Origin of the sequence: Microbacterium sp. S1037 (assembly GCF_048381605.1) — a bacterium.
In the GTDB taxonomy this organism is placed as follows: Bacteria; Actinomycetota; Actinomycetes; order Actinomycetales; family Microbacteriaceae; genus Microbacterium; species Microbacterium testaceum_B.
In genome coordinates, this window is sequence record NZ_JBLWIG010000001.1 from 2156139 (window position 1) to 2177706 (window position 21568).

The window sequence follows — 21568 nt, forward strand, 5'->3', positions numbered from 1 at the left end:
ATGCCGGACCTGAAACGCGTACCCCTGGCCGACCAGGCCGCCGACGTGCTGCTGGAGCGCATCCGGGCGGGGGAGTGGGCGCTGGGCGCCAAACTCCCCGGTGAGACGACCCTCGCGCCGCAGTTGGGCGTCGGCCGTTCCACCGTGCGCGAGGCGATCCGGCAGCTCGCGGGTCGAGGCGTGCTCGACTCACGGCACGGATCGGGCGTGTACGTCACCGCCGTCGACGTCCCGGAGGACTGGGAGCACGTGCTCCGTCGCGCCGACATCGTCACCGTGCTCGAGGCGCGCACGGCGATCGAGGTCGAGGCGGCCGCGCTCGCGGCCGTGCGCCGGACCCCGTCCGACCTGCGATCCATCAAACGCGCGTTGGCGGAGCGCACGGCACCGGGGCAGAGCGTCGAGGAGCACGTGGATGCCGACATGGTGCTGCACCGCGCGATCGTCGTCGCGGCGCACAACGACGTTCTCACCGAGATGTTCGACGGCTTCGTCCCGCGCGTGCGCCGAGCGATGGTCGACATGCTGCGCCTGCGCCCCGTCGCGGACGAGGGCCGTGACCACGACGCCCACGCCGACGTCGTCGCGGCGATCGGCGAGCGCCGGGCCGAGATCGCCGCCGCTGCGACGCGCGCGCACCTCGACGCGTTGAAGGCGGGATTCGCCTGACGCGCGGATCGCCGGGCGCGGGCCCTCACGCGGCGCTGGCGATCGCGCGATCCGCCCCGCGCGCGCACCGGACCCGCGGCGCTGTCATTCCGAGAGAGCGAAGTTGCCCCGGATGATCCTCGCCGGGTCGTAGGCGTCCTTCACGGCACGAAGACGTCGCACGGACTCCTCCGGGAGCGCCGACGACAGGCTCCCCGACGAGCTCAGGAACGAGATCGGCGTGCGCCCGCTGGTCGGAAGGGATGCCACGAGGTTCGCCTGCGCGCCCCTGATCGCCTCCGCCCCCTCGGGCGAGAACGGTAGGCCGAGCATGAAGAGGGCGAAGGGTTCTGTGAGCGCACCGTGCGGGCTGTCGCTCGGGCGCGCGAGCGCGCCGCCGAGGTGACGGAGTTGCACGGTCATGAGCGGGGCGATCGGCACGCGGAGGAATGCATCCAGCGCGGCGTCGTCGAGATGGGTGAGCAACTCCCCCCGGGAGATGCCGGGGCTCGGGGTGGTCGGTTCCGCGGTGATCTCGCCGACTGTGGCCACGCTCATTGCCGCACGCGTGTCGACCAGCGGTAGGGGGATGGCGTCGACGGGCGACATCGCCGCCCGGGCGTCTCGCTCGGGTCCGAGGAAGGTGGCGTCGATCGCGATGAGCGGCTCGCCGCCGGGGTAGTGCAGCTGAGAAAACCACACGGTCAACGCGTCGGGAGCGCTCTGCGTGATCGTCCGGAACGCCTCCGCCGCCGCGCGCGCGTGCACTGCGGGCCACAGCATCCGACCCCCGAACATCAGGGGAGCGGGACGCAGCCGCACCTCCAGGGCGGCGACGATGGCGATCTCGCCTCCGCCGCCGCGCAGCGCCCAGAGCAGATCGGGTTCGGACTCGTCGACATGGCGCATCGTCCCGTCGGCCAGCACGACGTCGGCCCCGAGAATGCTGTCGGCGATCCATCCGTACGCACGCCCGAACCAGCTCAGCCCCCCGCCGAGGGCAGCCCCCGCGACCGAGACGACGGGTGAGCTGCCCGGGAGGGCCGTCAGCGCGTGGGCGGCTGCGGCCTCCTGGAGAACGCCGAAGCGGACACCCGCCCCCACGCGCGCGGTCTGTGCGACAGGGTCGATATCGATCGCGTCGAGGTCGGCGGTGCGCAACAGGATTGCCCCGCCCACGCGTCCCGTCGCGCCGTGGCCGGAGGGCTGGGTGGCGATGGCGACCCCATGGTCCGCCGCGAAGCGGACGAGCGCCGCGACGTCGTCGGCGTCCGCGGCCTCGACCACGGCGAGCGGAGCCTGCTCGATCGCGAGGTTCCAGGGGCGACGCGCCTCGTCGAACGCGGGGTCCTGCGGGAGGAGGACGCGCCCGCGCACGACCTCGCGTACACGCTCGAGGGGGATGTTCGAGACACCGGGCATGTGATCTCCTTCGCTCGGGTGCAGAGCCTCGCCGGGTCGTCGCGGCGCGGCGCGCGACGACAGGCCCGCGAGGTCGGGCTCGCGGTTCGCGCGTCCGGGTGAAGACGCGCGGTGACGACATCTTCACCGAGAACGACCCCCGGGCACCCGCTGATTGCGGAGCGACCGTAACGGGCGCGGGGCGACCGGGCGCGGCGATCAGCCGGCGGGCTGCAGCGACGCGACGAAATCGAGCTTGTCGAGCACCGGATCCGGGAGGAGGAAGGGGTAGAGGTCGTCTTTGCCCATCGACCGGTTGACCATGTTGAGGGCGCTCGCGAGCGGCATCCAGACATCCGTCACCAGCGTGCGGAAGGGGACGGATGCCGAGGCGTCGACGCGCGAGAGACCGTTGACGGCGGCCGTCTCGACCGTGTCGGTGATGTGGAGGTAGTGCGCCCAGGTCTCGGCGAAGTCCTCGTAGGGGTGCATGGTGGCGTACGTGGAGATGTAGCGCTCGGGCCAGTCGGCCGGGGGACCCTCGGAGTAGTGGCGGTCGATCTCGGCCTGGTAGTCGGCGGTCTCGTCGCCGAACAGCGCGCGCGCCTCGCTGAGGCGGTCGGTGTCCTCGACGAGGATCCACTCGAAGTAGTGCCCGCTCTCGTGGCGGAAGTGGCCGAGCATCGTGCGGTACGCCTCGCCCAACTGCTCCTGCACCCGGACGCGGTAGGCGTCGTCGCTCTCGGCGAGGTCGATCGTGATGACCCCGTCCGCGTGGCCGATCGTGACGTCCTCGGCGACGCTCGACAGCAGGTCGAAGCAGAGGCCGCGTTCGGGGTCCTCGGCCTTGCCCACGACGGGGAAGCCGAGACGGTCGAGCTCGACGAGCAGCCAGCGCTTCGCACGTTCGGCGACGGGGTACTGCGAGAGCCCTTTCGCGTCGGCGTCGTTCGGGCGCACGCGGGTGAGATCGCAGGCCGAGCACTGCCCTCCCTCGACCGGCGCGAGCCATGTGCAGCCCGACAGGTTCAGGTTGCGGCACACGTGCCAGCCTCGTCCCTCCGCGTCGACGTACCGACCCTTCTTGTCGACGGGAACGATCTCGGCCTCGTCGCGCGAGAAGCCGAGCGGGGTGTGGCATGACACGCAGACCGAGTTCTCGAACCAGAGGGCGTTCCCACACACGCGGCATCGGAAGGATTTCACCGGTCGAGCCTGACACGGGCGCTCGGTGTCGGGGACGGGGTTGCGCGGTCTTCCTAGAATCGTGAGGTCGCCCACCGGAAGGACTCCCGTGACCCCCACCCCGGCCGGATCCCTCGCGCGGCGGGTGCTGTGGCATCCGTTCCCGTGGGCGGTCGTCTGCTTCGCGGGGGCGGTGGCGCTGTTCGGTCTCGCGCAGGAGTTCTGGGGCTTCCTGCTCTCGCTCGTTGCGGGATGGGCGCTGGCGCAGACGCTTCTGCACGCGCTCGCGTTCGTGCGGACCCGCGCGGTGTCGGTGGCGGCGCACCTCGCGCTGGGGATCGCGGCCGGGTTCGCGGTCTTCCTGATCGTGCAGCCGGGGGACTGGCCCGTGGCGGTACCGCTGACCGTGCGCTCGACCGTTTCGTTCGCGATAGCGCCCTTCGCGGGCTGGATCTGGCTCTCGTTGGTCGGGCGAGTGACCGCGGCCGTCCAGACGACCTCGGACAAGAGGGCCGCCCAGCTGATCGAGCCCGCGTGGGAGCGCTGCGGCAGCGAGTGGACGCTCCGGCTCCCCGTGGTGCCGCTCCGACGCTCGACGTACCTCGCGGTCGGCGCGGTGCTCGGCGTGCTGGCGGCCGGCGCGATAACGACGTTCGTGCTCGTCTTCGCCGACCTCGCCCAGAGGATGGGGCCGATGGCGATTCTCCTGGTGCTCGGGTGGGCGGTCGGTTTTCCCGTGTACCTCGTCGTCGGTGCTCTCGCGCGAGCGCGCACGACCACGGTGGAGCTGTGCCTCAGCGCGGAGCGCGTGCGGGTCCGGACCCTCGACGGCGTCACGCTGATGGATGCCGGGACCGATGGCATCCGGAGCCTGACCGTGTCGTCGCGCAACCCGCCGACGCGGATCGTCATGCGCCCGGTTGAGGGGCCGGGACTCGTGCTGCTGGTCGGCATGGCGCGCCGACCGAGAGGGACGGCGCCGACCGTCCCCGAGATCCCGCGACGCCTACGCCACGCGCTGGAGGGGGCGGGGTTGACGGTGTCGGCGGGGAAGCGGGCGCGAGCGGGCGAGACGACCCTCGAGCGCACACCCGGATAATGGCGGAATGACCACCGCCCGGATCGTCATCCTCTTCGCCGTCGCCGCCCTGGCCGAGATCGGCGGGGCGTGGCTCATCTGGCAGGCCGTGCGCGAGAACCGGGGCTGGTGGTTCGCGCTGCTGGGCATCGTCGCTCTCGGCGCCTACGGGTTCTTCGCGGCGCTCCAGCCCGACGCGAACTTCGGGCGGGTGCTCGCCGCGTACGGGGGAGTCTTCATCGCCGGCTCGCTCGCGTGGGGGGTCGTCGTCGACGGCTTCCGTCCCACGACCTGGGACTACGTCGGCTCGGCGATCGCCCTCGTCGGTGCGGCGATCATCATGTTCGCCCCGGGCCAGTCGACGGCGGGAGAGATCTCGTGACGGATGCCGTGACCCCGGCTCTCCACGACAGACGGGCGGCGCACCCGGAGGTCCGCCGCCCGCTTCGCCGTCACTCGTAGCGCAGCGACTCCACGGGATCGGCCCGAGCGGCCCGCGCCGCCGGCAGCGTCCCCGCGAGGAACGCGATCCCCATCACCGCGAGGGTCGTCACGAGGATCGACACCGGGTCGAACGCGATTAGCTGCAGCCCCGGCAGGTCGCTGAACAGGCTCGCCGCGAGCTGCGCGCTCACCGCCGTGCCGACACCGATCGCGATGACCGCGCCGAGAGCGCTGCCGAGCAGGCCGATGAAGATCGCCTCGAGGCTGAAGAGCGAGAAGATCCGCCCGCTGCCCATTCCCATCGCCTTCATGAGGCCGATCTCCCGCGTGCGTTCCTGCACCGACATGAGCAGGGTGTTCACGATGCCGAAGCTCGCCGCCAGCAGCGCGATGATCGCGAACGCGTTGAGCACCAGGACGATGCCGTTGATCACCGACTCGAACGTGCCGAGCTGATCGGCGACGGTCGTGCCCGTGTAGCCGGCGTCGCTCAGCGCCGCCTTCACCTGATCGATGTCCGCGGGCGTCGCCGCCGCCGACACCGTCACGCTCGCCGAGGCGTACCGGTCGAGCTGGTCGGCGGGGACCCCGGTGTTCTGCAGCGTGAACAGCTCCTTCTCGAGGGCCGTGTTCGTGGTGAGCGAGGTCGTGCCGCCGAACGCGTCCTCGGTCACGCCGGTCACGGTCGCCTCGACGAGATGCTGTGTGCGCACCGGGTCGGTCACCGCGATCGTCACGGTCGCCCCGACTGCGTCCGCGGCGTCCGCGAAGCCGAGGGGCGTCACCAGTGCCGAGGGGAGGGCGACCTGCAGCGCGTCGGAGCCGTCGTCGGGTGCGGACCCGTCGGCGATCCGCGGGGTCTGGCCGGCGACGAGGCTGCCGACCTGTGCCACGTACGGGTCGCCGCCCGCTGCCTCGACGTAGTCGATCGACACCGACGTCACGGGGACGACCTTCTCGACGCCCGCGATTCCGCCGATCGTCGTGATGTCCTGGTCGGTGAGCGCGGTCACCTCCGTCGTGCCGCCGGGGCGCCCCCCGGGTTGCGACGCCGAGGCGACGGCATCCGGATCGTATTTCTGCGGCCCGGTCGAGGTCGCCGTGGTGGTCTTCGTCACGGCCAGCACGTCGGAGGCGCCCATCGAGGCGACGGTGCTGTCGATGAACGCGTTGATGCCCGTGCCCAGACCGTTCGTGATGGTGAGGGTGAAGGCGCCGACGAAGATCGCGAGCACCGTGAGGATCGTGCGCGTCTTCGAGCGGAACGTGTTCGCGACGGCGGTGGAGACGAGGTCGACGGTTCTCATGCGGCACTCCGTTCGTCGGCGACGATCAGGCCGTCGCGGATCTGCACCCGCCGATCGCAGCGCGCGGCGAGGTCTTCGTCGTGCGTGACGACGATGAGCGTGATGCCGTGCTCACGGTTCAGGCGGAAGAGGATGTCCTCGACGACGGCGCCGGTGGCCGTGTCGAGGTTGCCGGTGGGCTCGTCGGCGAAGATCACCTGGGGATCGTTCACGAGAGCCCGCGCGATCACCGCGCGCTGCTTCTGCCCGCCCGAGAGCGCGGTGGCCTTGTTGCGTGCCTTGTCGGCCATGTCGAGTTCGGCGAGCGCCGCCTTTCCGCGTCGGGAACGCTCGGCGCGGCCTACGCCCGCGATCTTCAGAGGTAGCACGACGTTGTCGAACACCGAGGCGCTGGGGGTGAGGAAGAACTGCTGGAACACGAACCCGAACGTCTGGTTGCGCGTGCGGTTGAGTCGACGGCCGCGCAGGGTCGTGGCATCCACTCCGTCCAGGCGCACGGTGCCCCGGGTCGGAGCGTCCATGAGGGCGAGCACGTGCATGAGCGTCGATTTGCCGGATCCGCTCTTGCCGACGATGGCGATGCTCTCGCCGCGACGGATGTCGAGGCTCACGCCGCGGAGGGCGTCGAAGCGCGCGGAGCCGCGTCCGTAGGACTTGTGCAGATCGGTGACCGAGAGGAGCGGGGGAGGAGGATCGGATGCCATGCCCTCACCCTCGCTCGCGGGTGGGGCGCTGCGCGTCCCACCGGTGGGGTGACCGTCTACCCCGCGTGGGGGATTCGCGGATGCCCCCGTCGGGCGATGGCCCGGGGCGTCCGGACGCGCGAGACTGGAGCGGTGCGGGCCGACGAGACGAGCGATGCGGTGCCGCGCTGGCCGTGGGCCGGTCGCCCGTGGTTGATCGACGCGTTCGTCGTCGTGCTCGTCGCCGGCCCGGCGTTCGCGCCCCTTCCCTTCGCCGAGATGCGGCCCTCGAGCCCGCTCGCGTACGCCCTCGTGCTGTCGCCCGCGCTCGCCCTGCCCTTCCGCCGTCGGTGGCCGCGGACGGTGCTCGCCGTGTGCGTCGCCGCGTGGGCCGCCGCCCTGACGCTCGGCACGCTCTCTCCCGGCGGCGCGGTGGCCATGGTCGTCGCGACCTACGGCGTGGCGCACCGCACCCCGCGTCGCTCGTCGATCATCGCGACGGCCGCCGCCGTGGTCGCGGTGCTCTCGACCGGCGTGATCGTCTCGCTCGTGTCGGGCATGGACACCCGTGTGCTCCAGGTGGCGCTGTCGCTCTCGCTCGCCGGAGCCGTGGGCGATGCGGCGCGCTCGCGCCGCGCGTACGTCGAAGCCGTCGTCGAGAGGGCGCGCCGTGCCGAGGAGACGCGCGAGTCCGAGGCGCGGCGCCGCGTCACCGAGGAACGCCTGCGCATCGCCCGCGACCTGCACGACGCCGTCGCGCACCGGATCTCGGTGATCAGTCTGAACGCCGGCGTCGCCACCTCGATGCTCGAGACGCGCCCCGACCGCGCGCGCGAGGCCCTCGCCACGATCCGCACCGCCTCACGCGACGTGCTCGGCGAGATCGGCACGATGATGAGCGTCCTGCGCGCCCCCGACGACGCTCCCGTCCGCATCCAGCCGGGGCTCGCGCGAGTGCCCGAGATCGTCGAGTCGGTGCGCGTCGCCGGGTGGGACGTCGTGGTGCGCGACGAGATCGGGACGGATGCCGAGGCCGCCGGCATCCCGCTCGGCGTCGACATCGTGGCCTATCGCGTCGTGCAGGAGGGACTCACGAACGCGCTCAAGCACGGCACCACCCGCCGCGCGCACGTGCTGCTGCGTCGCGACGGTGACGAGCTGGAGATCGTCGTGACGAATCCGGTCGAGCGGGTGCCCGGCGTCGGCGACCGCGACCTTCCCCCGTCGGGCTTCGGACTCGTGGGGCTGCGCGAGCGCGTCGACGCGGTGCGCGGCACCCTCGACGCGGGGCTCGCTCCCGGCGGGTACCGGCTCGCCGCGCGGCTGCCGTTGCCCGCGCGCCCGGGAGCGCCCGCCGGGGGGCCGGCCCCGGCCGCGCGGTCGCCCGAGTCCTCGCCGGAGCGGGCGTCATGACGACCGTGATCGTCGTCGACGACCAGGCGCTCATCCGCACGGCGGTGCGGGACCTGCTGGATGCGGCCGAGGGGATCTCGGTCGTCGGCGAGGCCGCGGACGGCGACGCCGGGGTCGATCTCGCGCGCAGGCTCCGCCCCGACGTCGTGGTGTCGGACATCCGGATGCCGCGCCGCGACGGCATCGAGCTGACCGCGCTCGTCTGCGCCGATCCGGCGCTCGCCGAGACCCGGGTGCTGATCCTCACGACCTTCGAGGAAGACGACTACGTCGTCGCCGCGCTGCGCGCCGGGGCGAGCGGCTTCATCGGCAAGGGCGCCGAACCCGACGACATCGTGCGAGCCGTGCTGTCGGTCCACCAGGGCGGGGCGCTGCTCTCACCCGCCGCGACGCGCGCGCTGATCGAGAAGTACGTGCGGGCCACGGGGTCATCGGACGTGCCGGCTCCCGTCTCGCTGGAGGGCCTCACCGACCGCGAGCGCGAGGTGCTGCTGCACGTCGCGCGCGGGCGCTCCAACGACGAGATCGCCGCGCACCTGTACATCTCTCCGCACACCGCGAAGACGCACGTGAAGAACACGATGCTGAAGCTGGGCGCGCACGACCGCGCCCAGCTCGTCATCGCGGCCTACGAGAGCGGGCTGCTCGCGCCGGGACGGTGACGGCTCGGCCCGCGGAGCGCGAGACTGGCCCTATGACCATTCCCTCCGGTGATCCGACGAACCGTCTGTCCGCCGTCCTGGCGGCCATCGACGCCGACCATCCGCTCAAGACGCCGCTGCACTACAACGTGGGGCACGTCGCCCCGCGCCTCGACCGCCTCGAAGCGAAGCTCGCGTACACCGCGGAGTACATCGCCTTCCTCGAGCAGCGGATCGCCGCGTTGGAGGCGCGTCTCGACGCGGGCTCTGAGGGCTGACCCCCCCACGCCCCTCACGCGTGGAAGCGCGCCCCCTTCGTGATCCGGTCGACGGCGTTGCGCGGTCCCCGGAGCGCGATCCCCACGAGGTCGAGGTCGGCCGCGGCCACCGCCGCGACGGCCGCGCGATTCGCCGCGTCGTGCGAGGTCGAGAACAGCTCGCGCGTGTACACGGCCAGGGCGACGTCGTCGCGCGCCGCGGCCTTCGCTCGCGCGCGGGCGAGGGTCTCGGCATCCGCGGTCATCACCATGACGGGCTGACGGAGCATCGGCGAGTAGGTCGTGCCGTCGGCGTCGCGGTACGGCTCGCCGACGAGGTCGGGCGCGCTCGTGGCGATGCCGCTCATCACGAAGGCCGTGACGTTGAGCTCTTGCCAGGGGGCGAGGTCGTCGGCGAGCACGACGACCACCTTCGTGTCGAACAGCGGAGCGGGAGAGGCATCGGTCATGCCTCCAGCCTCGGCCTCCGGTGTCGGGGGTGTCTTGTACGTTTCTTGCATGGGTGATCGGGTGCGGGCGTGGCATCCCGACGTCCCGATGCTGCGCGAGGTGTATCACGCGAGCTTTGCGCACAGCTACCCGCCGCACACGCACGACGACTGGGCTGTGATGCTCGTCGATCGCGGTGCAGTGACCTACTCCCTCGACCGCGCCGAGCATCAGGCGACGCCGACGGCGCTGACCCTGCTGCCGCCCGGGATCGCGCACGACGGTCGTCCGTCGGTCGACGGCTCGGGCTACCGCAAGCAGGTGCTGTATCTCCGGGGCGACTGGCTCGACGCCGGTGTCGCCGCGCGGATAGCGGATCGCCCGACGCTCACGAACGCCCCGGCGCAGACCGCCGCGCGGCGCGTGCACGCGGCGCTCGCCCACCCGGGCGACGAGATGGCCGCCGAGCACTGGCTGCTCGCCGTCCGCGACACCGTGCTCGCGCACGCCGGCTCATCGGCGTCGGCACGCCGAGACACGCCGCTCGCCCGACGGCTTCGCGCGATGCTCGACGACCGCTACACCGAGTCGTTCACGATCGCCGAGGCCGCCGCAGAGCTCGGCGCGCACCCCAGCCACCTCGTCCGGGTGTTCTCGGCCACGTACGGCATCGCGCCGCACCGCTACCTCGTCGGGCGCCGGGTCGACGCCGCCCGTCGTCTGCTGGGGGAGGGATGCCGTCCTGCCGACGTCGCGGCCCGCACCGGCTTCCACGACCAGGCGCACCTCGCGCGGCACTTCCGCCGCGTGTGGGGGGTGACGCCGGGCGCGATCCGCGCGGCCTAGACGCGGCGCGCGTCCGCCGCCTCGGTCAACCCCGCCATCCACGACGCCATGCGGTCCTGGCCCGCGCTCGTGTCGAGCTCGTCGCGCAGTTCGGGGTGCTCTCTCCAGAACCGGAGCACGACGTACACGAGCCACGCGTGCGACGCGAGCGAATCGACCGGGACGCGGTGTTCGTCCACCAACCCGTCGGCGCCCGCGGCGCGGAGCTTCAGCTCGGGCACCGTGTTCCCGCGCCGTGCGTCGACGAGTCCGCCCGGTACGACGTCGACGATCGCGTCCCACGGCCAGGAGCGGTCGTCGTCGCCGCGATCGAACGAGTACAGCGTGACGCCGGAGCGGCCCACCACCAGGCCGCGCGGACGCCGCGCGAACCACCGCGCACGCCCGCGCACCGCGAGTGAGTTCGCGCCGGCGAGAGCGACGATCGCCGCGGCCAGCGTCAGCGGCACGAGGAACACGAGAACGAGCAGCGACTGACCGCTTTCCACGATGCAGCGGACGATCAGGATGCCGCACGCCACCGTCGTCACCAGACCGCCCCCGAGCAGCCACAGGCACGACCACAGCGAAGGGGCGCGCTGTCGGAAGAACGACACCCACGAGTCGGCGGGTCTTGTCTCGGCGCGCGTGAGCGCGAGCGCGTTCACGAACTCGGGCAGCGCGCGCTCGCCGCCCGCACGCTCGCCCCCGACCGCGACCACCGCGAGGAACCCGAGGAGCACCAGCGCGACGATCGTCCCGAGGACGGTCTGCTCGCCGACGACGGCGCCCCACAGCGCAGCCGAGAGCGCGAGGCAGCACACGACGAGCACGCTGGTGAGGAGCCGCGACCGCGGCCGCGCCGGGTGAACGTTCCAGCCGGGCGGCAGGGGGTACGGGGCCAACGTGACGCTCATGGATCCATCTCAGCATCCATCCGTGGCCCTCGATGGACCCGTCTCCCCGTTCCCGGACGGGCGTAGCGTGAGGGGTACCGCACGCTCGTCGAAAGGACTCCCCGTGACCACCGTCGCTGAGAACATCGTCGCCTCCCTCCGCCGCCACAACATCGAACGGGTCTACGGCCTTCCGGGCGATTCGTTGAACGGCTTCACGGACGCCATCCGCCGAGACGGCGTGATCCGGTGGCAGCACGTGCGGCACGAGGAGGGGGCGGCTTTCGCGGCCGCGGCCGAGGCCGAGTTGACCGGCGAGCTCACGGTGTGCGCGGGCAGCTGCGGGCCGGGGAACCTTCACCTCATCAACGGTCTCTACGACGCCAACCGCTCGCGGGTTCCGGTCCTGGCGATCGCCGCGCACATCCCGACGGCCGAGATCGGCACGAACTACTTCCAGGAGACGCACCCGCAGGAGTTGTTCCGCGAGTGCTCCGTCTACGTCGAGTACGTCGCCGACCCCGTGCAGATGCCGCGCCTGCTCGAGATCGCGATGCGCGAGGCGATCGAGAAGCGCGGGGTCGCGGTGCTCGTCATCCCCGGAGACGTGCTGCTGGCGAAGGCCAAGAACGAGCGGGTCGTCGCGATCGAGCGCGCGACCCCTCGCATCCTTCCCTCCGACGAGGAGCTTCGACGCACGGCCGAGATGCTCAACGCCGCCCGGAAGGTCACGATCCTCGCGGGTGCGGGCGTCGCCGGGGCGCACGACGAGGTCGTCGAACTCGCCGAGCGTCTGCAGGCGCCCGTCGTGCACGCCCTGCGCGGCAAGGAGCACATCGAATGGGAGAACCCCTACGACGTCGGGATGACCGGACTCCTCGGCTTCTCATCGGGCTACCGCGCGATGGAAGACGCCGACGTGGTGCTGATGCTCGGCACCGACTTCCCGTACCCGCAGTTCTACCCGCAGCACGCCACGCACATCCAGGTCGACATCCGGGGTGCGCAGCTGGGCCGGCGGCATCCGGTCGACATCGGTCTGGTCGGCACCGTCCGCGACACGGTCCAGGCGCTGCTGCCGCTGCTGACCGAGGGGAAGTCCTCGCGGCACGCCGACGACGCGCGCGAGCACTACCGCAAGACACGCGCGAAGCTCGACGACCTCGCCGTGTCGACGGGTCGCGGAAAGCCGCTGCACCCGCAGTTCGTCGCGCGGACGCTCGACCGCCTCGCCGCCGACGACGCCGTCTTCATCCCCGACGTCGGCTCGCCCGTGGTGTGGGCCGCGCGCTACCTCACGATGACGCGCGAACGTCGTCTCATCGGGTCGTTCTCGCACGGCACGATGGCCAACGCGGTCTCGCACGCGATCGGAGCGCAGTCGGCGTTCCCCGACCGGCAGGTCATCGCCCTCGCCGGTGACGGCGGCCTCGCGATGCTCCTCGGCGAGCTCATCACGATCGTGCAGAACGACCTGCCGGTGAAGGTCGTCGTCTTCGACAACTCCTCGTTGAACTTCGTCGAGCTCGAGATGAAGGCCGCGGGCTTCGTCACCTTCGGCACCGACCTGAAGAACCCCGACTTCGCCGCGGTCGCCGAGGCGATCGGACTGAAGGGCTTCCGCGTGGACGACGCGGACGACCTCGAGGGTGCGTTGTCCGCGGCCCTCGCGTACGACGGGCCGGCGCTGGTCTCGGTGAAGACCGCGCGGCAGGAGCTGTCGATGCCGCCGTCCGTGACGCTCGAGCAGGCGAAGGGCTTCACCCTCTACGCGATCCGCACGGTGCTCTCGGGACGCGGCGACGAGCTGATCGATCTCGCCGCGACGAACTTCCGGCAGCTGTTCTGAGCGGCGCGCACGTCGCGAGAACAGGGGAGCGCACGAGAACGGGGCGGTGCAGCGCGCGTCGGCACTACGGCGGGATCAGCATCGGCATCATGCGCGACCCGAGCCTCATCGAGCAGGACTACCACGATCTCGGCTGGACGATCGACGACCGTCGGCTCGCTGCCGACGACGCGTGGGCGCTCACGGCGGGCGGACAGTACGATCCGGCCGCGCAGGTCAACATCACGAGTGTGCAGGTCGTGCGCGACCGCACCGTCGTGGTCATCACCAGTGGGGGAGTCGCGCTGCAGGATGTCCCCGAACTCGCCGCCCTCACCCAGGGGTGGGTCGTCGGCGCCGGACTGTCGGTGCTGGACCTGATGCGCTGACGCGAGGTCGGCACCGGACGCCGTGGTTCCGCGCGGACACACAGACGGCGGGACCGAGCGTCCCGCTCGGACTCAGCGGAGACAGAACGAACCGTCAGGCGATTCACAGTATGGTGGGCGGAGTCGGCGAACCCGACGCGTTTTCCCGCCGACCGTGAGGCCCATCGCATGCCGCGACTCCGAAGCCGCTGGCTCGTCCTCCTGCTGTCGACGATCGTGGCGACCACGCTCCTCGGCTCCGCGACATCCGCCGCGATGGCCGCCGAGTCCTCCCCGTCGCTGAGGGCGGAGCTGTCCGACACCGACGGCGCATCGGGGGATCCGGTCGCACTCGACCTCGGAGTGGCCGGGGCGACCGACCTCTACGCCGCGACGGTGCGCGTCACCTACGACGCCGACCGTGTCGTTCTCGACCCCGCCGCGGTGACGTCGGACTTCCCGGGCATGTTCAGCGTGTCGGGCGTCGAGGGAGCGATCGACTTCACCGTGACGCGTCTGGGAACCTCGAGCGGCCGAGCGGGCGACCTTTCCCTGGGGTCGTTGGGCTTCGTGGCGAAAGCACCGGGAGAGGCGCTCCTCCGCATCGACGAGGTCACGATCATCGACTCCGCCCTGGTCGGCACGACGCTCGCGCCCGCCATCGGCCTGAGCTACACGGTCGCTCCCTCGTCGTCGGCGCCGGAGCCGTCCACGCCGGGCGGGCAGGCCGAGCCGCCCGCGATCTCGGTGACGGGGCAGGGTTCGAGCGCACCGCGCGGCGGAGACACGACGTTCCGCGGCTCGGCCCCGCAGTCGTCCGCGGCCCCGACCGCGACATCGCCGAGGATCACGGCGTCATCGCTCACCCCGCAGGTCGGCGAGACCATCACCCTGACCGCTCGCGGGATGACCCCGGGTTCCGCGTATCGGGTCGGATTGGATTCCGAGTCGACGCTCCTGGGCGAGGTGACGGCAGACGAGACCGGATCGTTCGCCCTCGAGGCGACGATCCCCGCGACCGCCCCCGCCGGGGAGCACGAGATCATCGTCCTCTCGCGGGGGCTCGCGGTGACGTCGCTCCCGATCACGATCCGCGCGGCGGACGAAGCGGAATCTGCCCCGCGGAGTTCGGCCAGCCCCTCCGTCGGAGCCGCCGGTGTCACGAACGAGGCGGCCGCCGACGCCGCGCCGGTATCCGCGGACTCGACCGCCGCGCTGGTGTGGGCGCTCATCGCGGTTGTCGTCCTGCTCGGGGCGGCCGCGATCGTGCTGATGAGGCGACGGCTCCGTCGCGCCGCGCGCAATCACGGGGGTCAAGCATGAACCCGACCCGCTCCGACCGGGGGAGAGGAACACCCGTGAGAAGGACGATGATCGCGACGGCGACGACCGCCGTCACCGCGGCGGCGCTGGTGTTCGGGACGGTCGCGCCGGCGCACGCCGACATCGACTCCGTGAGCTATCCGGCCCCCGCCTACCAGCGCGGCGAACTCACCGGCGACGCGAAGGTCGACCGCGACGACCTGACCGTGTTGATGACCGCCGTCGGGCGGAAGGTCGGTGATCCCGGATGGGATGCCGTCGCCGCCGCGGACGCGGATCAGGACGGCGCGATCACGGTGACCGACGTCGCCGCGCTCTCGAAGCAGTTCGTCTACGACGACGACCCCTTCGAGCTGCTGGAGACCGACGTCGTCGCGATCCAGAAGGCGATGACGGCCGGGACGCTCACCTCCCAGGAGCTGACGGCGCAGTACCTGCGCCGCATCGCCGCCTACGACCGCACGGCCGGGCTCGACCCCCGCGACCCGGACGCGGCGCTCGAGTCCATCATCGCGACGAACCCGACGGCCATGGCCGAGGCTGCGGCTCTCGACGCGGAGCGGGCAGCGACCGGGCCGCGCAGCATCCTGCACGGCATCCCGGTCATCGCGAAGGACAACATCAACCTGGCGGGTCTCGCCACCACCGCGGGTTGCGCGTGCCTCGCCGACAACGTGACCTCGACGGACGCCGAGGCCATCTCGCGGCTGAAGGCGATGGGGGCGATCGTGATCGCGAAGGCCAACCTGTCGGAGTTCGCGATGTCGACCGTCGTGTCGAACAGCTCGTACGGCAACACCAAGAACGCCTACGGCTTCGATCTCCCCCCGGGCGGGTCGAGCGGCGGCACCGGCGCATCGGTCTCTGCCAACCTCGGAGCGGTGGGGCTCGGCACCGACACCGGCGGCTCGGTACGCGTCCCCTCTTCGTACAACGCCCTGGTCGGCATCCGTCCGACCGTCGGCCTCGTCAGTCGCGAGGGTGTCCTTCCCCTCGACGAGTACCGCGACACCATCGGTCCCATGACACGGACGGTCTCGGATGCCGCGCTGACGCTCGACGCGCTGGCGGAGGCCGCGCCCGGCGAGCACGCGATCGCTCCGGAGGCGTTCCGCAAGCCCGCCTCGTACGCGAGCAGCCTCGATCCGAATGCTCTTCAGGGCGTCCGCGTCGGCTACCTCGTGGACCGTGGACCCACGGACGCGCAGACCGGGGACTTCCAGCTCGTCGCCGCGGCGCGCGCCGACCTGGAGGCCGCGGGAGCCACGGTGGTCGACATCGCCTCGTTCGACCCGGTCGGTGGCGGGCGGATGGAGGACATCCACGGGAGCAAGACCTTCACCCACGGAGTCGACGTGTACCTCGACACCTACTACCGGCCCGGCTACACGTTCGCCGACCTGGCGCAGAAGGTCGCCGATGCCGAAGCGGCGGGGCACCCGCTCTCGAGCTGGCCGGCGGAGGTCGTGCGCGAGTTCGCCTCGACGACCACGGAGCAGCGCGAGGCGGCCTACGGCCCCTTCCGCGCGGGGCAGAAGGCGGTCCAGGAGCGGATCGACCAGCTCATGCGGGAGAACGACCTCGACGCCCTCATCTATCCGAGCACGGGCGCCCCCGACCTCCTCTCGGGCTTCAACAATCTCATCAGCGCGGCCAGCGGCTACCCGGCGATCTCGGTTCCCATGGGGGCCACCGACGTCGACCTGCCGGAGGGGACGATCCTGGGGATCCACCGGGGTTTCGAGTTCCTGGGCGCGCCCTATGCCGAGGACCGCCTGATCGGCTTCGCGTACGCCTACGAGCAGCAGACCCACCACAGGCAGGCGCCCTCGCTGTTCCCCGATCTGCCGACCGAGCCCTGACCCGAGTGCCGACCCTCTGCCGTGACGCGGGCGTTCCTCTGCGCGTGCCGGTGGCGCGGTTGCGCTGTGCGAAACTCCTGAGAAACCGGCTCGCGGGGGGCGACAAGGGGCTGCTTGTCCGCTCGGGAACGCGAAAACTCAGGAGTTTCGCGCAGCCCGCCGCGCTTCAGTCCACGAGCGCCCCGCCCTCGCGCCAGTATCCGAGGAAGGCGACGCGCTCGCGCGGCACGCCGAGCTCGCGGACCAGCACGCGCCGCGAGGCGGTGACCACGCCGGATTCCCCGGCGAGCCACGCGACGTCGACGTCGGGCGTGGCCCAGGCACGGACGACGGCCTCGGTCTCGCCGCGCCCGACGACCCGCACGTCGACCTGGCGGCTCAGGCCCGCGACGGTGACGTCGTCGGCGTGATCGCCGATCTCGACGATCGCGATCCCGCGAGCGGCGGGCGGCAATGACGCCGCGATGCCCCGCACGGCGGGGATCGCCGTCTCGTCCGCGACGAGCAGGAACGATGTGTACTCCGCGGGCGGTTGCCAATGGATGCCGTACCCCGTCCATCCGTTGCGGACATCGGGGCCCGTGATCACGAGCGTGTCGCCCACGCGCGCGCCGCGCGCCCAGCGCGATGCCGGACCGTCGGGGGCGTGCAGGTAGATGTCCACGTCGATCTCGCCGACCTCGGGGCGGATCGCGGCGGGCGTGTAGGTGCGCAGGACGTTGCGTTCGTCCGGCGGCAGTGCCTTCCACCGCGTGTACCAGTCCGAGGGGTGCGGGGTGGGGTCGTCGAGGAGGCCGAAGTCGGCGAGGCCTCCGCCCGGGAGGGGCAGCACGAGCTTGATGCGTTGGTCGAGGCCCCACGGCGCGAAGTTCTGCAGCGCGTCGCCCGAGAAGGTGAGCCGCAGGAAGTTCGGGGAGAGCATCTCGCGTCGGGACACGGTGACGGGGAATGCGCTGTATTCCCACGGACGGCTCGCGCTCGGCGGGGTCTCGGCCCCCGCCGTCGACGACTCGTCGGGTCCCGCCGCGGCGCCGGCCGCCGGCATCCGTTCCCCGCTCACGCGTCGAGTCCCGTCGCCGCCGTCGTGGCCCGTGCGGCGAACGCCCCGCCGCGCAGCGGCACCACCAGCGGGCCGCCCGTCACCGGGTCGTCGATCACGACGTTCGGCAGGCCGTAGACCTCCTCGACGCGTCGGCTCGTGATGACCTCGCGCGGAGCGCCCTCGGCGACGATGCGGCCGTCGCGCATCGCGACGATGTGGCTCGCGTACCGCGCGGCGTGGTTCAGGTCGTGCAGAACGGCCACGACCGTACGACCGTGCGCGTTCAACTCGGCGAACAGCTCCATGAGCTCGACCTGGTGCGCGACGTCGAGGTAGGTCGTCGGTTCGTCGAGCAGCAGCAGGTCGGTCTGCTGCGCGAGCACCATCGCGACCCAGACGCGCTGACGCTGCCCACCCGAGAGTGCATCGACGGGGCGGGCCGACAGATCGGTCGTGCCCGTGGCATCCAGAGCCTCCTTCACCGCTGCCTCGTCGGCGCTCGACCACTGTCGCAGCAGCGACTGGTGCGGGTAGCGGCCGCGGCCGACGAGGTCGGCGACCGTGATGCCGTCGGGGGCGAGCGCGCTCTGCGGGAGGAGGCCGAGACGGCGCGCGACCTCTTTCGCGGGGTAGCTCGAGATGTCGCGCCCGTCGAGGACGACGGTCCCGGCGGCGGGGGAGAGGAGGCGCGAGAGCCCGCGCAGCAGCGTCGACTTGCCGCACGCGTTCGGGCCGATGATCACCGTGAACGACCCGGGCGGGATGGCGACGGTCAGCTCGGGCACGACGGTGGTGCCGTCGTACGCGAGCGAGACGGAGCGGGCTTCGAGGCGGGAGGGGTCAGACACGGCGGCGGATCTCCGTAACGATCATGACGATGAGGTACGCGCCGCCGACCGAGACGGTGACGACGCCCACGGGGAGGGTCACCGGCAGCACGTGCTGCGCGATGGCATCCGAGCCCAGCAGCAGCAGGGCGCCGACGAGGGCCGACAGCGTGAGCGACAGCGACGGCGTGCGGGCGAGTCGCCGCGCGATCTGCGGGGCGGCGAGGGCGACGAAGGCGACGGGTCCCGCGACAGCGGTCGCCGCGGCCACGAGCACCACACCGGCGAGCAGCGCGAGGCTGCGCACCAGGTGGGGGCGCACGCCGGACGCGGCGGCCATGTCGTCGCCCAGCTCCAACTGACGGAGCGCGGGCACCAGCGCGAAGGCCGCGATCGCGAACGGCGCCGCGCACAGCAGCACCCCACCGAGCGCATCGCCGGTGACGCCGTTGAGCGAGCCGTGCCCCCACGCCGACGCGAACATCGCCGTCTCGAGCTCGATCTGCAGGAGCATCCACGTGTTGAGCGAGGCGAGCATGGCCGAGACGCCGATTCCCACCACGATCAGCCGGAACCCCTGAACACCACCGCGGTACGACAGGAACCAGATGACGGCGGATGCCACGAGACAGCCGATCAGCGCGCCCGCCGCCCGCGCCGGCCACGACGTCGAGACGAGCACGAGCGTCAGCAGCATGCCGGTGAAGGCACCGTTGGACAGTCCCAGGATGTCGGGGCTCGCGAGCGGATTGCGCGTGACCGTCTGGAACAGGGCCCCGGCGATCGCGAGGAGGGCGCCCAGGGTGACGGCGGCGAGGACGCGGGGGAGGCGCCAGCTCACGACCACGGTGGTGTCGAGGGCGTCTCCCGCTCCGAGGAGCGCGCGGACGACGGCATCCGGAGCCACGGGATACGTGCCCCAGCCGAGCGAGAGCACCGCGAGCACGATGACGGCGACGAGCACCGCGACACCGACGACGATGCTCCGCAGCCGCACCGGCAGCGCGCCGAGGACCACCCGGCGGTACCCCACGTCGACGGCCGTCACAGCGCGCTCGCTCTCCGTCGGCGCGCGAGCGCGATGAGCACGGGAGCGCCGACGAACGCGGTGACGATCCCGGCGGGCACCTCGGCCGGGGCGATGATCACGCGGCCGAGCACGTCGGCGAGCAGCACGACGATCGGTGCCGCGAGAGCGCTGAGGGGGAGGATGCGGCGCTGGTCGGGCCCGACGATCCACCGCACGACGTGCGGCACCATGAGCCCGACGAACGACAGGGGTCCGACCAGGGCGGTCGCCGCTCCCGCGAGCACGGTGATCGCGGCGATGGATGCCACCCGCACGGCGCCGACGGGAATGCCCTGGGCGCGGGCGAGGTCGTCGCCGAGAGCGAGCGCGTTGAGCGCGCGGCCGAGCACGAACGCCATCGCGAGCCCTACCGCGATGAAAGGGACCACGGGGAGGACGACGTCGAGACCGCGTCCGAGGAGCGATCCGGCGTTCCACCCGCGCATGAGGTCGAAGGCGTCGGGGTTGCTCAGCATCATGCCCGAGGTGATGCCCGAGAGCACCGCACCGACCGCGACCCCCGCGAGGGTCAGACGGATCGGATCGGCCGGTCCGCGCCCCGACGAGCCGACGAGCGCGACGGCGACCGTGACGACCAGCGCCCCGAGGAACGCGGGCCAGACGAGCAGGAGAGAGCTCTGGATGCCGAACAGTGCCACCGTCAGGGCGACGGCGAACGCGGCTCCCGCGTTGACGCCGAGGATGCCGGGGTCGGCGAGCGGGTTGCGCGAGAACGCCTGCATGAGGGCTCCGGCGACGCCCAGGGCGGCCCCGGCGACGATGCCGGCGATGGTGCGGGGCACGCGGAGTCCCTGCACCACGAAGTCGGTGTCGGGGGTGCCGGCGCCGGTGAGCGACGCCCACACCGCGTGCCAGGGCAGGGGGTTCGCGCCGATCATCAGCGACAGCGCGATCGCGACGGCGAGGACCGCCGCCAGCACGACGGTGCCGACGGCGGTCCGACCGATCCGTGGGGATCGGGGTGCCGTGTCCGGCACCCGCGGGGAGACGACCGAGGTCATTTCCCCGATGCGAGGAAGGTCTCGATGTCGTCGAGCACCGACTGCGCGCCCTTCGGTCCGACGCCCGCGACCCACGTGCTCGTGTCGACGAGCGTGACGACGGGGAACGCCGCGGCGTTCTGCGCGATCGCCGCGGGGACGGTCGACGGGTCGTTCACATCGGTCGTGGTGACGAAGACGGCGTCCGCGGTCGCGCTCGCGATGTTCTCGGGAGAGATGTCGGCCTGCAAGCCGTCCTCCCACTCGTGGTCGGGGATCGTGTAGCCGACGCACTCGAGCAGGCTCCCGGCGAACGAGACCGGGCCGTAGAGGCTCAGCGTCGTCTCGTCGCGCGGGCGGATCATCTCGGCCGTCTTCCCGGCGAGGTCGTGCGCGCCCTTGATCTCGTCGCAGCGCTGGTCGACGGCATCCACGGCCTTCGTCACGTCGTCCTCGCGGCCGAGCGCCTCGCCGATCAGGGCGGCGTTGTCGCGCCACGGGTCGGCCTGCGTGGCGATGAACACCGTCGGTGCGATCGCGCTGAGCTGGTCGTACAGCCCGGAGTGGCGGGACTCGGTGCCGAGGATGAGGTCGGGCTTGAGCGCGGCGATGGCCTCGAGGTCGGGCTCGCTCACCGTGCCGACGGGCGTGACGCCCTCGACGCCGAGGTAGCTCGGCACGCCGTTGACCATGTTCGCCACGGCCGCCCCGACGGGGGTGATCCCGACCGCGACCGCGGTATCGAGTTCGAGCGGCTCGAGCGTGACGACGCGCTGCGGCGCCGTGCTCACCGCGGTCGTGCCGCGCGCGTGCGTCACCTCGTGGGTCGAGGCCGCGCTCTCGGGGGGCGAGGCGGACGCCCCGCCGGCGCAGCCGGAGAGGGCGAGAGCGAGACCCGCGGCGGCGGCGAGGAGGGCGAACCGTCGAGGAGAGTGGTGAGCGGGCATGGCGAGATGGCCTTTCGGGTGGGGGATGCCGTCGATGACTTAGGCAAGGGTTACCTTACCGAAGTCGTACCAT

At 72.0% G+C, this 21568-nt stretch carries 22 protein-coding genes; 11 read left to right on the forward strand and 11 right to left on the reverse strand.

Annotated features, from left to right (window positions below):
- Positions 1 to 669: a FadR/GntR family transcriptional regulator gene (locus ACMW4R_RS09780; RefSeq protein ID WP_418299782.1), complete on the forward strand. Its 669-nt coding sequence runs from the start codon at positions 1 to 3 to the stop codon at positions 667 to 669.
- Between the two features lie 84 nt (positions 670 to 753).
- Here ACMW4R_RS09780 and ACMW4R_RS09785 read toward each other — a convergent pair whose 3' ends face one another.
- On the reverse strand, positions 754 to 2070 hold the full coding sequence (locus ACMW4R_RS09785; RefSeq protein WP_418299783.1) for an FAD-binding oxidoreductase: 1317 nt from the start codon (positions 2068 to 2070) through the stop codon (positions 754 to 756).
- 198 nt (positions 2071 to 2268) lie between these two features.
- The gene (locus ACMW4R_RS09790; protein ID WP_418299784.1) at positions 2269 to 3255 is read right to left on the reverse strand and encodes a zinc-binding metallopeptidase family protein; all 987 of its coding nucleotides are present in this window, start codon (positions 3253 to 3255) and stop codon (positions 2269 to 2271) included.
- An 88-nt stretch (positions 3256 to 3343) separates the two neighbouring features.
- Between ACMW4R_RS09790 and ACMW4R_RS09795 the strand changes: the two genes are divergently transcribed.
- Positions 3344 to 4333, forward strand: a complete 990-nt coding sequence (locus ACMW4R_RS09795) for a hypothetical protein (protein ID WP_418299785.1) — start codon at positions 3344 to 3346, stop codon at positions 4331 to 4333.
- Positions 4334 to 4340: 7 nt separating this feature from the next.
- The gene (locus tag ACMW4R_RS09800) at positions 4341 to 4694 is read left to right on the forward strand and encodes a YnfA family protein (RefSeq protein WP_058594855.1); all 354 of its coding nucleotides are present in this window, start codon (positions 4341 to 4343) and stop codon (positions 4692 to 4694) included.
- A 70-nt stretch (positions 4695 to 4764) separates the two neighbouring features.
- On the opposite strand, the gene ACMW4R_RS09805 is transcribed toward ACMW4R_RS09800, so the two are convergent.
- Together ACMW4R_RS09805 and ACMW4R_RS09810 are read right to left on the reverse strand one after the other, a co-directional pair.
- A complete protein-coding gene (locus ACMW4R_RS09805; protein ID WP_418299786.1) occupies positions 4765 to 6063 on the reverse strand; it encodes an ABC transporter permease in 1299 nt (432 codons plus the stop codon).
- The gene (locus ACMW4R_RS09810; RefSeq protein WP_418299787.1) at positions 6060 to 6767 is read right to left on the reverse strand and encodes an ABC transporter ATP-binding protein; all 708 of its coding nucleotides are present in this window, start codon (positions 6765 to 6767) and stop codon (positions 6060 to 6062) included. Before ACMW4R_RS09810 ends, ACMW4R_RS09805 begins: the two co-directional genes overlap by 4 nt.
- 132 nt (positions 6768 to 6899) lie before the next feature.
- Here ACMW4R_RS09810 and ACMW4R_RS09815 point away from each other — a divergent pair, with 132 nt between their 5' ends.
- Genes ACMW4R_RS09815 through ACMW4R_RS09825 form a run of 3 tightly spaced genes read left to right on the forward strand, consistent with a single transcriptional unit; the run spans position 6900 to position 9078 of the window.
- Positions 6900 to 8159, forward strand: coding sequence for a sensor histidine kinase (locus tag ACMW4R_RS09815; protein WP_418299788.1), 1260 nt, complete (start codon positions 6900 to 6902; stop codon positions 8157 to 8159).
- The gene (locus tag ACMW4R_RS09820; RefSeq protein ID WP_058614563.1) at positions 8156 to 8821 is read left to right on the forward strand and encodes a response regulator transcription factor; all 666 of its coding nucleotides are present in this window, start codon (positions 8156 to 8158) and stop codon (positions 8819 to 8821) included. The genes ACMW4R_RS09815 and ACMW4R_RS09820 overlap by 4 nt, the downstream gene beginning before the upstream one ends.
- 32 nt (positions 8822 to 8853) lie before the next feature.
- Entirely contained in the window at positions 8854 to 9078 is a 225-nt protein-coding gene (locus ACMW4R_RS09825) for a hypothetical protein (RefSeq protein ID WP_058627021.1), read from the forward strand.
- 14 nt (positions 9079 to 9092) lie between these two features.
- Here ACMW4R_RS09825 and ACMW4R_RS09830 read toward each other — a convergent pair whose 3' ends face one another.
- Positions 9093 to 9527: a DUF2000 family protein gene (locus tag ACMW4R_RS09830; protein ID WP_058614564.1), complete on the reverse strand. Its 435-nt coding sequence runs from the start codon at positions 9525 to 9527 to the stop codon at positions 9093 to 9095.
- A gap of 49 nt (positions 9528 to 9576) precedes the next feature.
- Here ACMW4R_RS09830 and ACMW4R_RS09835 point away from each other — a divergent pair, with 49 nt between their 5' ends.
- Positions 9577 to 10353 carry a helix-turn-helix transcriptional regulator gene (locus ACMW4R_RS09835; RefSeq protein WP_058629086.1) on the forward strand — a complete coding sequence of 259 codons (777 nt, stop codon included), beginning with the start codon at positions 9577 to 9579 and terminating at the stop codon, positions 10351 to 10353.
- On the opposite strand, the gene ACMW4R_RS09840 is transcribed toward ACMW4R_RS09835, so the two are convergent.
- Positions 10350 to 11249 (reverse strand): hypothetical protein, encoded by a 900-nt coding sequence (locus ACMW4R_RS09840; RefSeq protein ID WP_418299789.1) that lies wholly within the window; start codon positions 11247 to 11249, stop codon positions 10350 to 10352. The genes ACMW4R_RS09835 and ACMW4R_RS09840 overlap by 4 nt on opposite strands.
- 103 nt (positions 11250 to 11352) lie before the next feature.
- Here ACMW4R_RS09840 and poxB point away from each other — a divergent pair, with 103 nt between their 5' ends.
- The 4 genes from poxB (at position 11353) to ACMW4R_RS09860 (ending at position 16609) form a co-directional block, all read left to right on the forward strand.
- Entirely contained in the window at positions 11353 to 13077 is a 1725-nt protein-coding gene (gene poxB / locus ACMW4R_RS09845; RefSeq protein ID WP_418299790.1) for a ubiquinone-dependent pyruvate dehydrogenase, read from the forward strand.
- A gap of 89 nt (positions 13078 to 13166) precedes the next feature.
- A complete protein-coding gene (locus tag ACMW4R_RS09850; protein WP_418299791.1) occupies positions 13167 to 13445 on the forward strand; it encodes a hypothetical protein in 279 nt (92 codons plus the stop codon).
- Positions 13446 to 13613: 168 nt separating this feature from the next.
- Entirely contained in the window at positions 13614 to 14747 is a 1134-nt protein-coding gene (locus ACMW4R_RS09855; RefSeq protein ID WP_058627027.1) for a cohesin domain-containing protein, read from the forward strand.
- A 35-nt stretch (positions 14748 to 14782) separates the two neighbouring features.
- Positions 14783 to 16609, forward strand: a complete 1827-nt coding sequence (locus ACMW4R_RS09860; protein WP_418299792.1) for an amidase family protein — start codon at positions 14783 to 14785, stop codon at positions 16607 to 16609.
- 166 nt (positions 16610 to 16775) lie between these two features.
- Here the strand turns inward: ACMW4R_RS09860 and ACMW4R_RS09865 are convergent, their stop codons facing one another.
- The 5 genes from ACMW4R_RS09865 to ACMW4R_RS09885 are packed head-to-tail and all read right to left on the reverse strand — an operon-like array spanning position 16776 to position 21495.
- Positions 16776 to 17669: a siderophore-interacting protein gene (locus tag ACMW4R_RS09865; protein WP_418299793.1), complete on the reverse strand. Its 894-nt coding sequence runs from the start codon at positions 17667 to 17669 to the stop codon at positions 16776 to 16778.
- Positions 17666 to 18499 carry an ABC transporter ATP-binding protein gene (locus ACMW4R_RS09870; protein ID WP_418299794.1) on the reverse strand — a complete coding sequence of 278 codons (834 nt, stop codon included), beginning with the start codon at positions 18497 to 18499 and terminating at the stop codon, positions 17666 to 17668. The genes ACMW4R_RS09865 and ACMW4R_RS09870 overlap by 4 nt, the downstream gene beginning before the upstream one ends.
- The gene (locus ACMW4R_RS09875) at positions 18492 to 19526 is read right to left on the reverse strand and encodes a FecCD family ABC transporter permease (RefSeq protein WP_418299795.1); all 1035 of its coding nucleotides are present in this window, start codon (positions 19524 to 19526) and stop codon (positions 18492 to 18494) included. The genes ACMW4R_RS09870 and ACMW4R_RS09875 overlap by 8 nt, the downstream gene beginning before the upstream one ends.
- Positions 19523 to 20569: a FecCD family ABC transporter permease gene (locus ACMW4R_RS09880; protein WP_418299796.1), complete on the reverse strand. Its 1047-nt coding sequence runs from the start codon at positions 20567 to 20569 to the stop codon at positions 19523 to 19525. The genes ACMW4R_RS09875 and ACMW4R_RS09880 overlap by 4 nt, the downstream gene beginning before the upstream one ends.
- A complete protein-coding gene (locus ACMW4R_RS09885; RefSeq protein ID WP_418299797.1) occupies positions 20566 to 21495 on the reverse strand; it encodes an ABC transporter substrate-binding protein in 930 nt (309 codons plus the stop codon). Before ACMW4R_RS09885 ends, ACMW4R_RS09880 begins: the two co-directional genes overlap by 4 nt.
- Between the last annotated feature and the right edge of the window lie 73 nt (positions 21496 to 21568).

Coding starts and splice junctions, on each gene's coding strand:
- ACMW4R_RS09780 (WP_418299782.1), top strand. CDS start 1: ATGCCGGACCTGAAACGCGTACCCCTGGCCGACCAGGCCGCCGACGTG.
- ACMW4R_RS09785 (WP_418299783.1), bottom strand. CDS start 2,070: ATGCCCGGTGTCTCGAACATCCCCCTCGAGCGTGTACGCGAGGTCGTG.
- ACMW4R_RS09800 (WP_058594855.1), top strand. CDS start 4,341: ATGACCACCGCCCGGATCGTCATCCTCTTCGCCGTCGCCGCCCTGGCC.
- ACMW4R_RS09805 (WP_418299786.1), bottom strand. CDS start 6,063: ATGAGAACCGTCGACCTCGTCTCCACCGCCGTCGCGAACACGTTCCGC.
- ACMW4R_RS09810 (WP_418299787.1), bottom strand. CDS start 6,767: ATGGCATCCGATCCTCCTCCCCCGCTCCTCTCGGTCACCGATCTGCAC.
- ACMW4R_RS09820 (WP_058614563.1), top strand. CDS start 8,156: ATGACGACCGTGATCGTCGTCGACGACCAGGCGCTCATCCGCACGGCG.
- ACMW4R_RS09825 (WP_058627021.1), top strand. CDS start 8,854: ATGACCATTCCCTCCGGTGATCCGACGAACCGTCTGTCCGCCGTCCTG.
- ACMW4R_RS09830 (WP_058614564.1), bottom strand. CDS start 9,527: ATGACCGATGCCTCTCCCGCTCCGCTGTTCGACACGAAGGTGGTCGTC.
- ACMW4R_RS09835 (WP_058629086.1), top strand. CDS start 9,577: ATGGGTGATCGGGTGCGGGCGTGGCATCCCGACGTCCCGATGCTGCGC.
- ACMW4R_RS09840 (WP_418299789.1), bottom strand. CDS start 11,249: ATGAGCGTCACGTTGGCCCCGTACCCCCTGCCGCCCGGCTGGAACGTT.
- ACMW4R_RS09850 (WP_418299791.1), top strand. CDS start 13,167: ATGCGCGACCCGAGCCTCATCGAGCAGGACTACCACGATCTCGGCTGG.
- ACMW4R_RS09855 (WP_058627027.1), top strand. CDS start 13,614: ATGCCGCGACTCCGAAGCCGCTGGCTCGTCCTCCTGCTGTCGACGATC.
- ACMW4R_RS09880 (WP_418299796.1), bottom strand. CDS start 20,569: ATGACCTCGGTCGTCTCCCCGCGGGTGCCGGACACGGCACCCCGATCC.
- ACMW4R_RS09885 (WP_418299797.1), bottom strand. CDS start 21,495: ATGCCCGCTCACCACTCTCCTCGACGGTTCGCCCTCCTCGCCGCCGCC.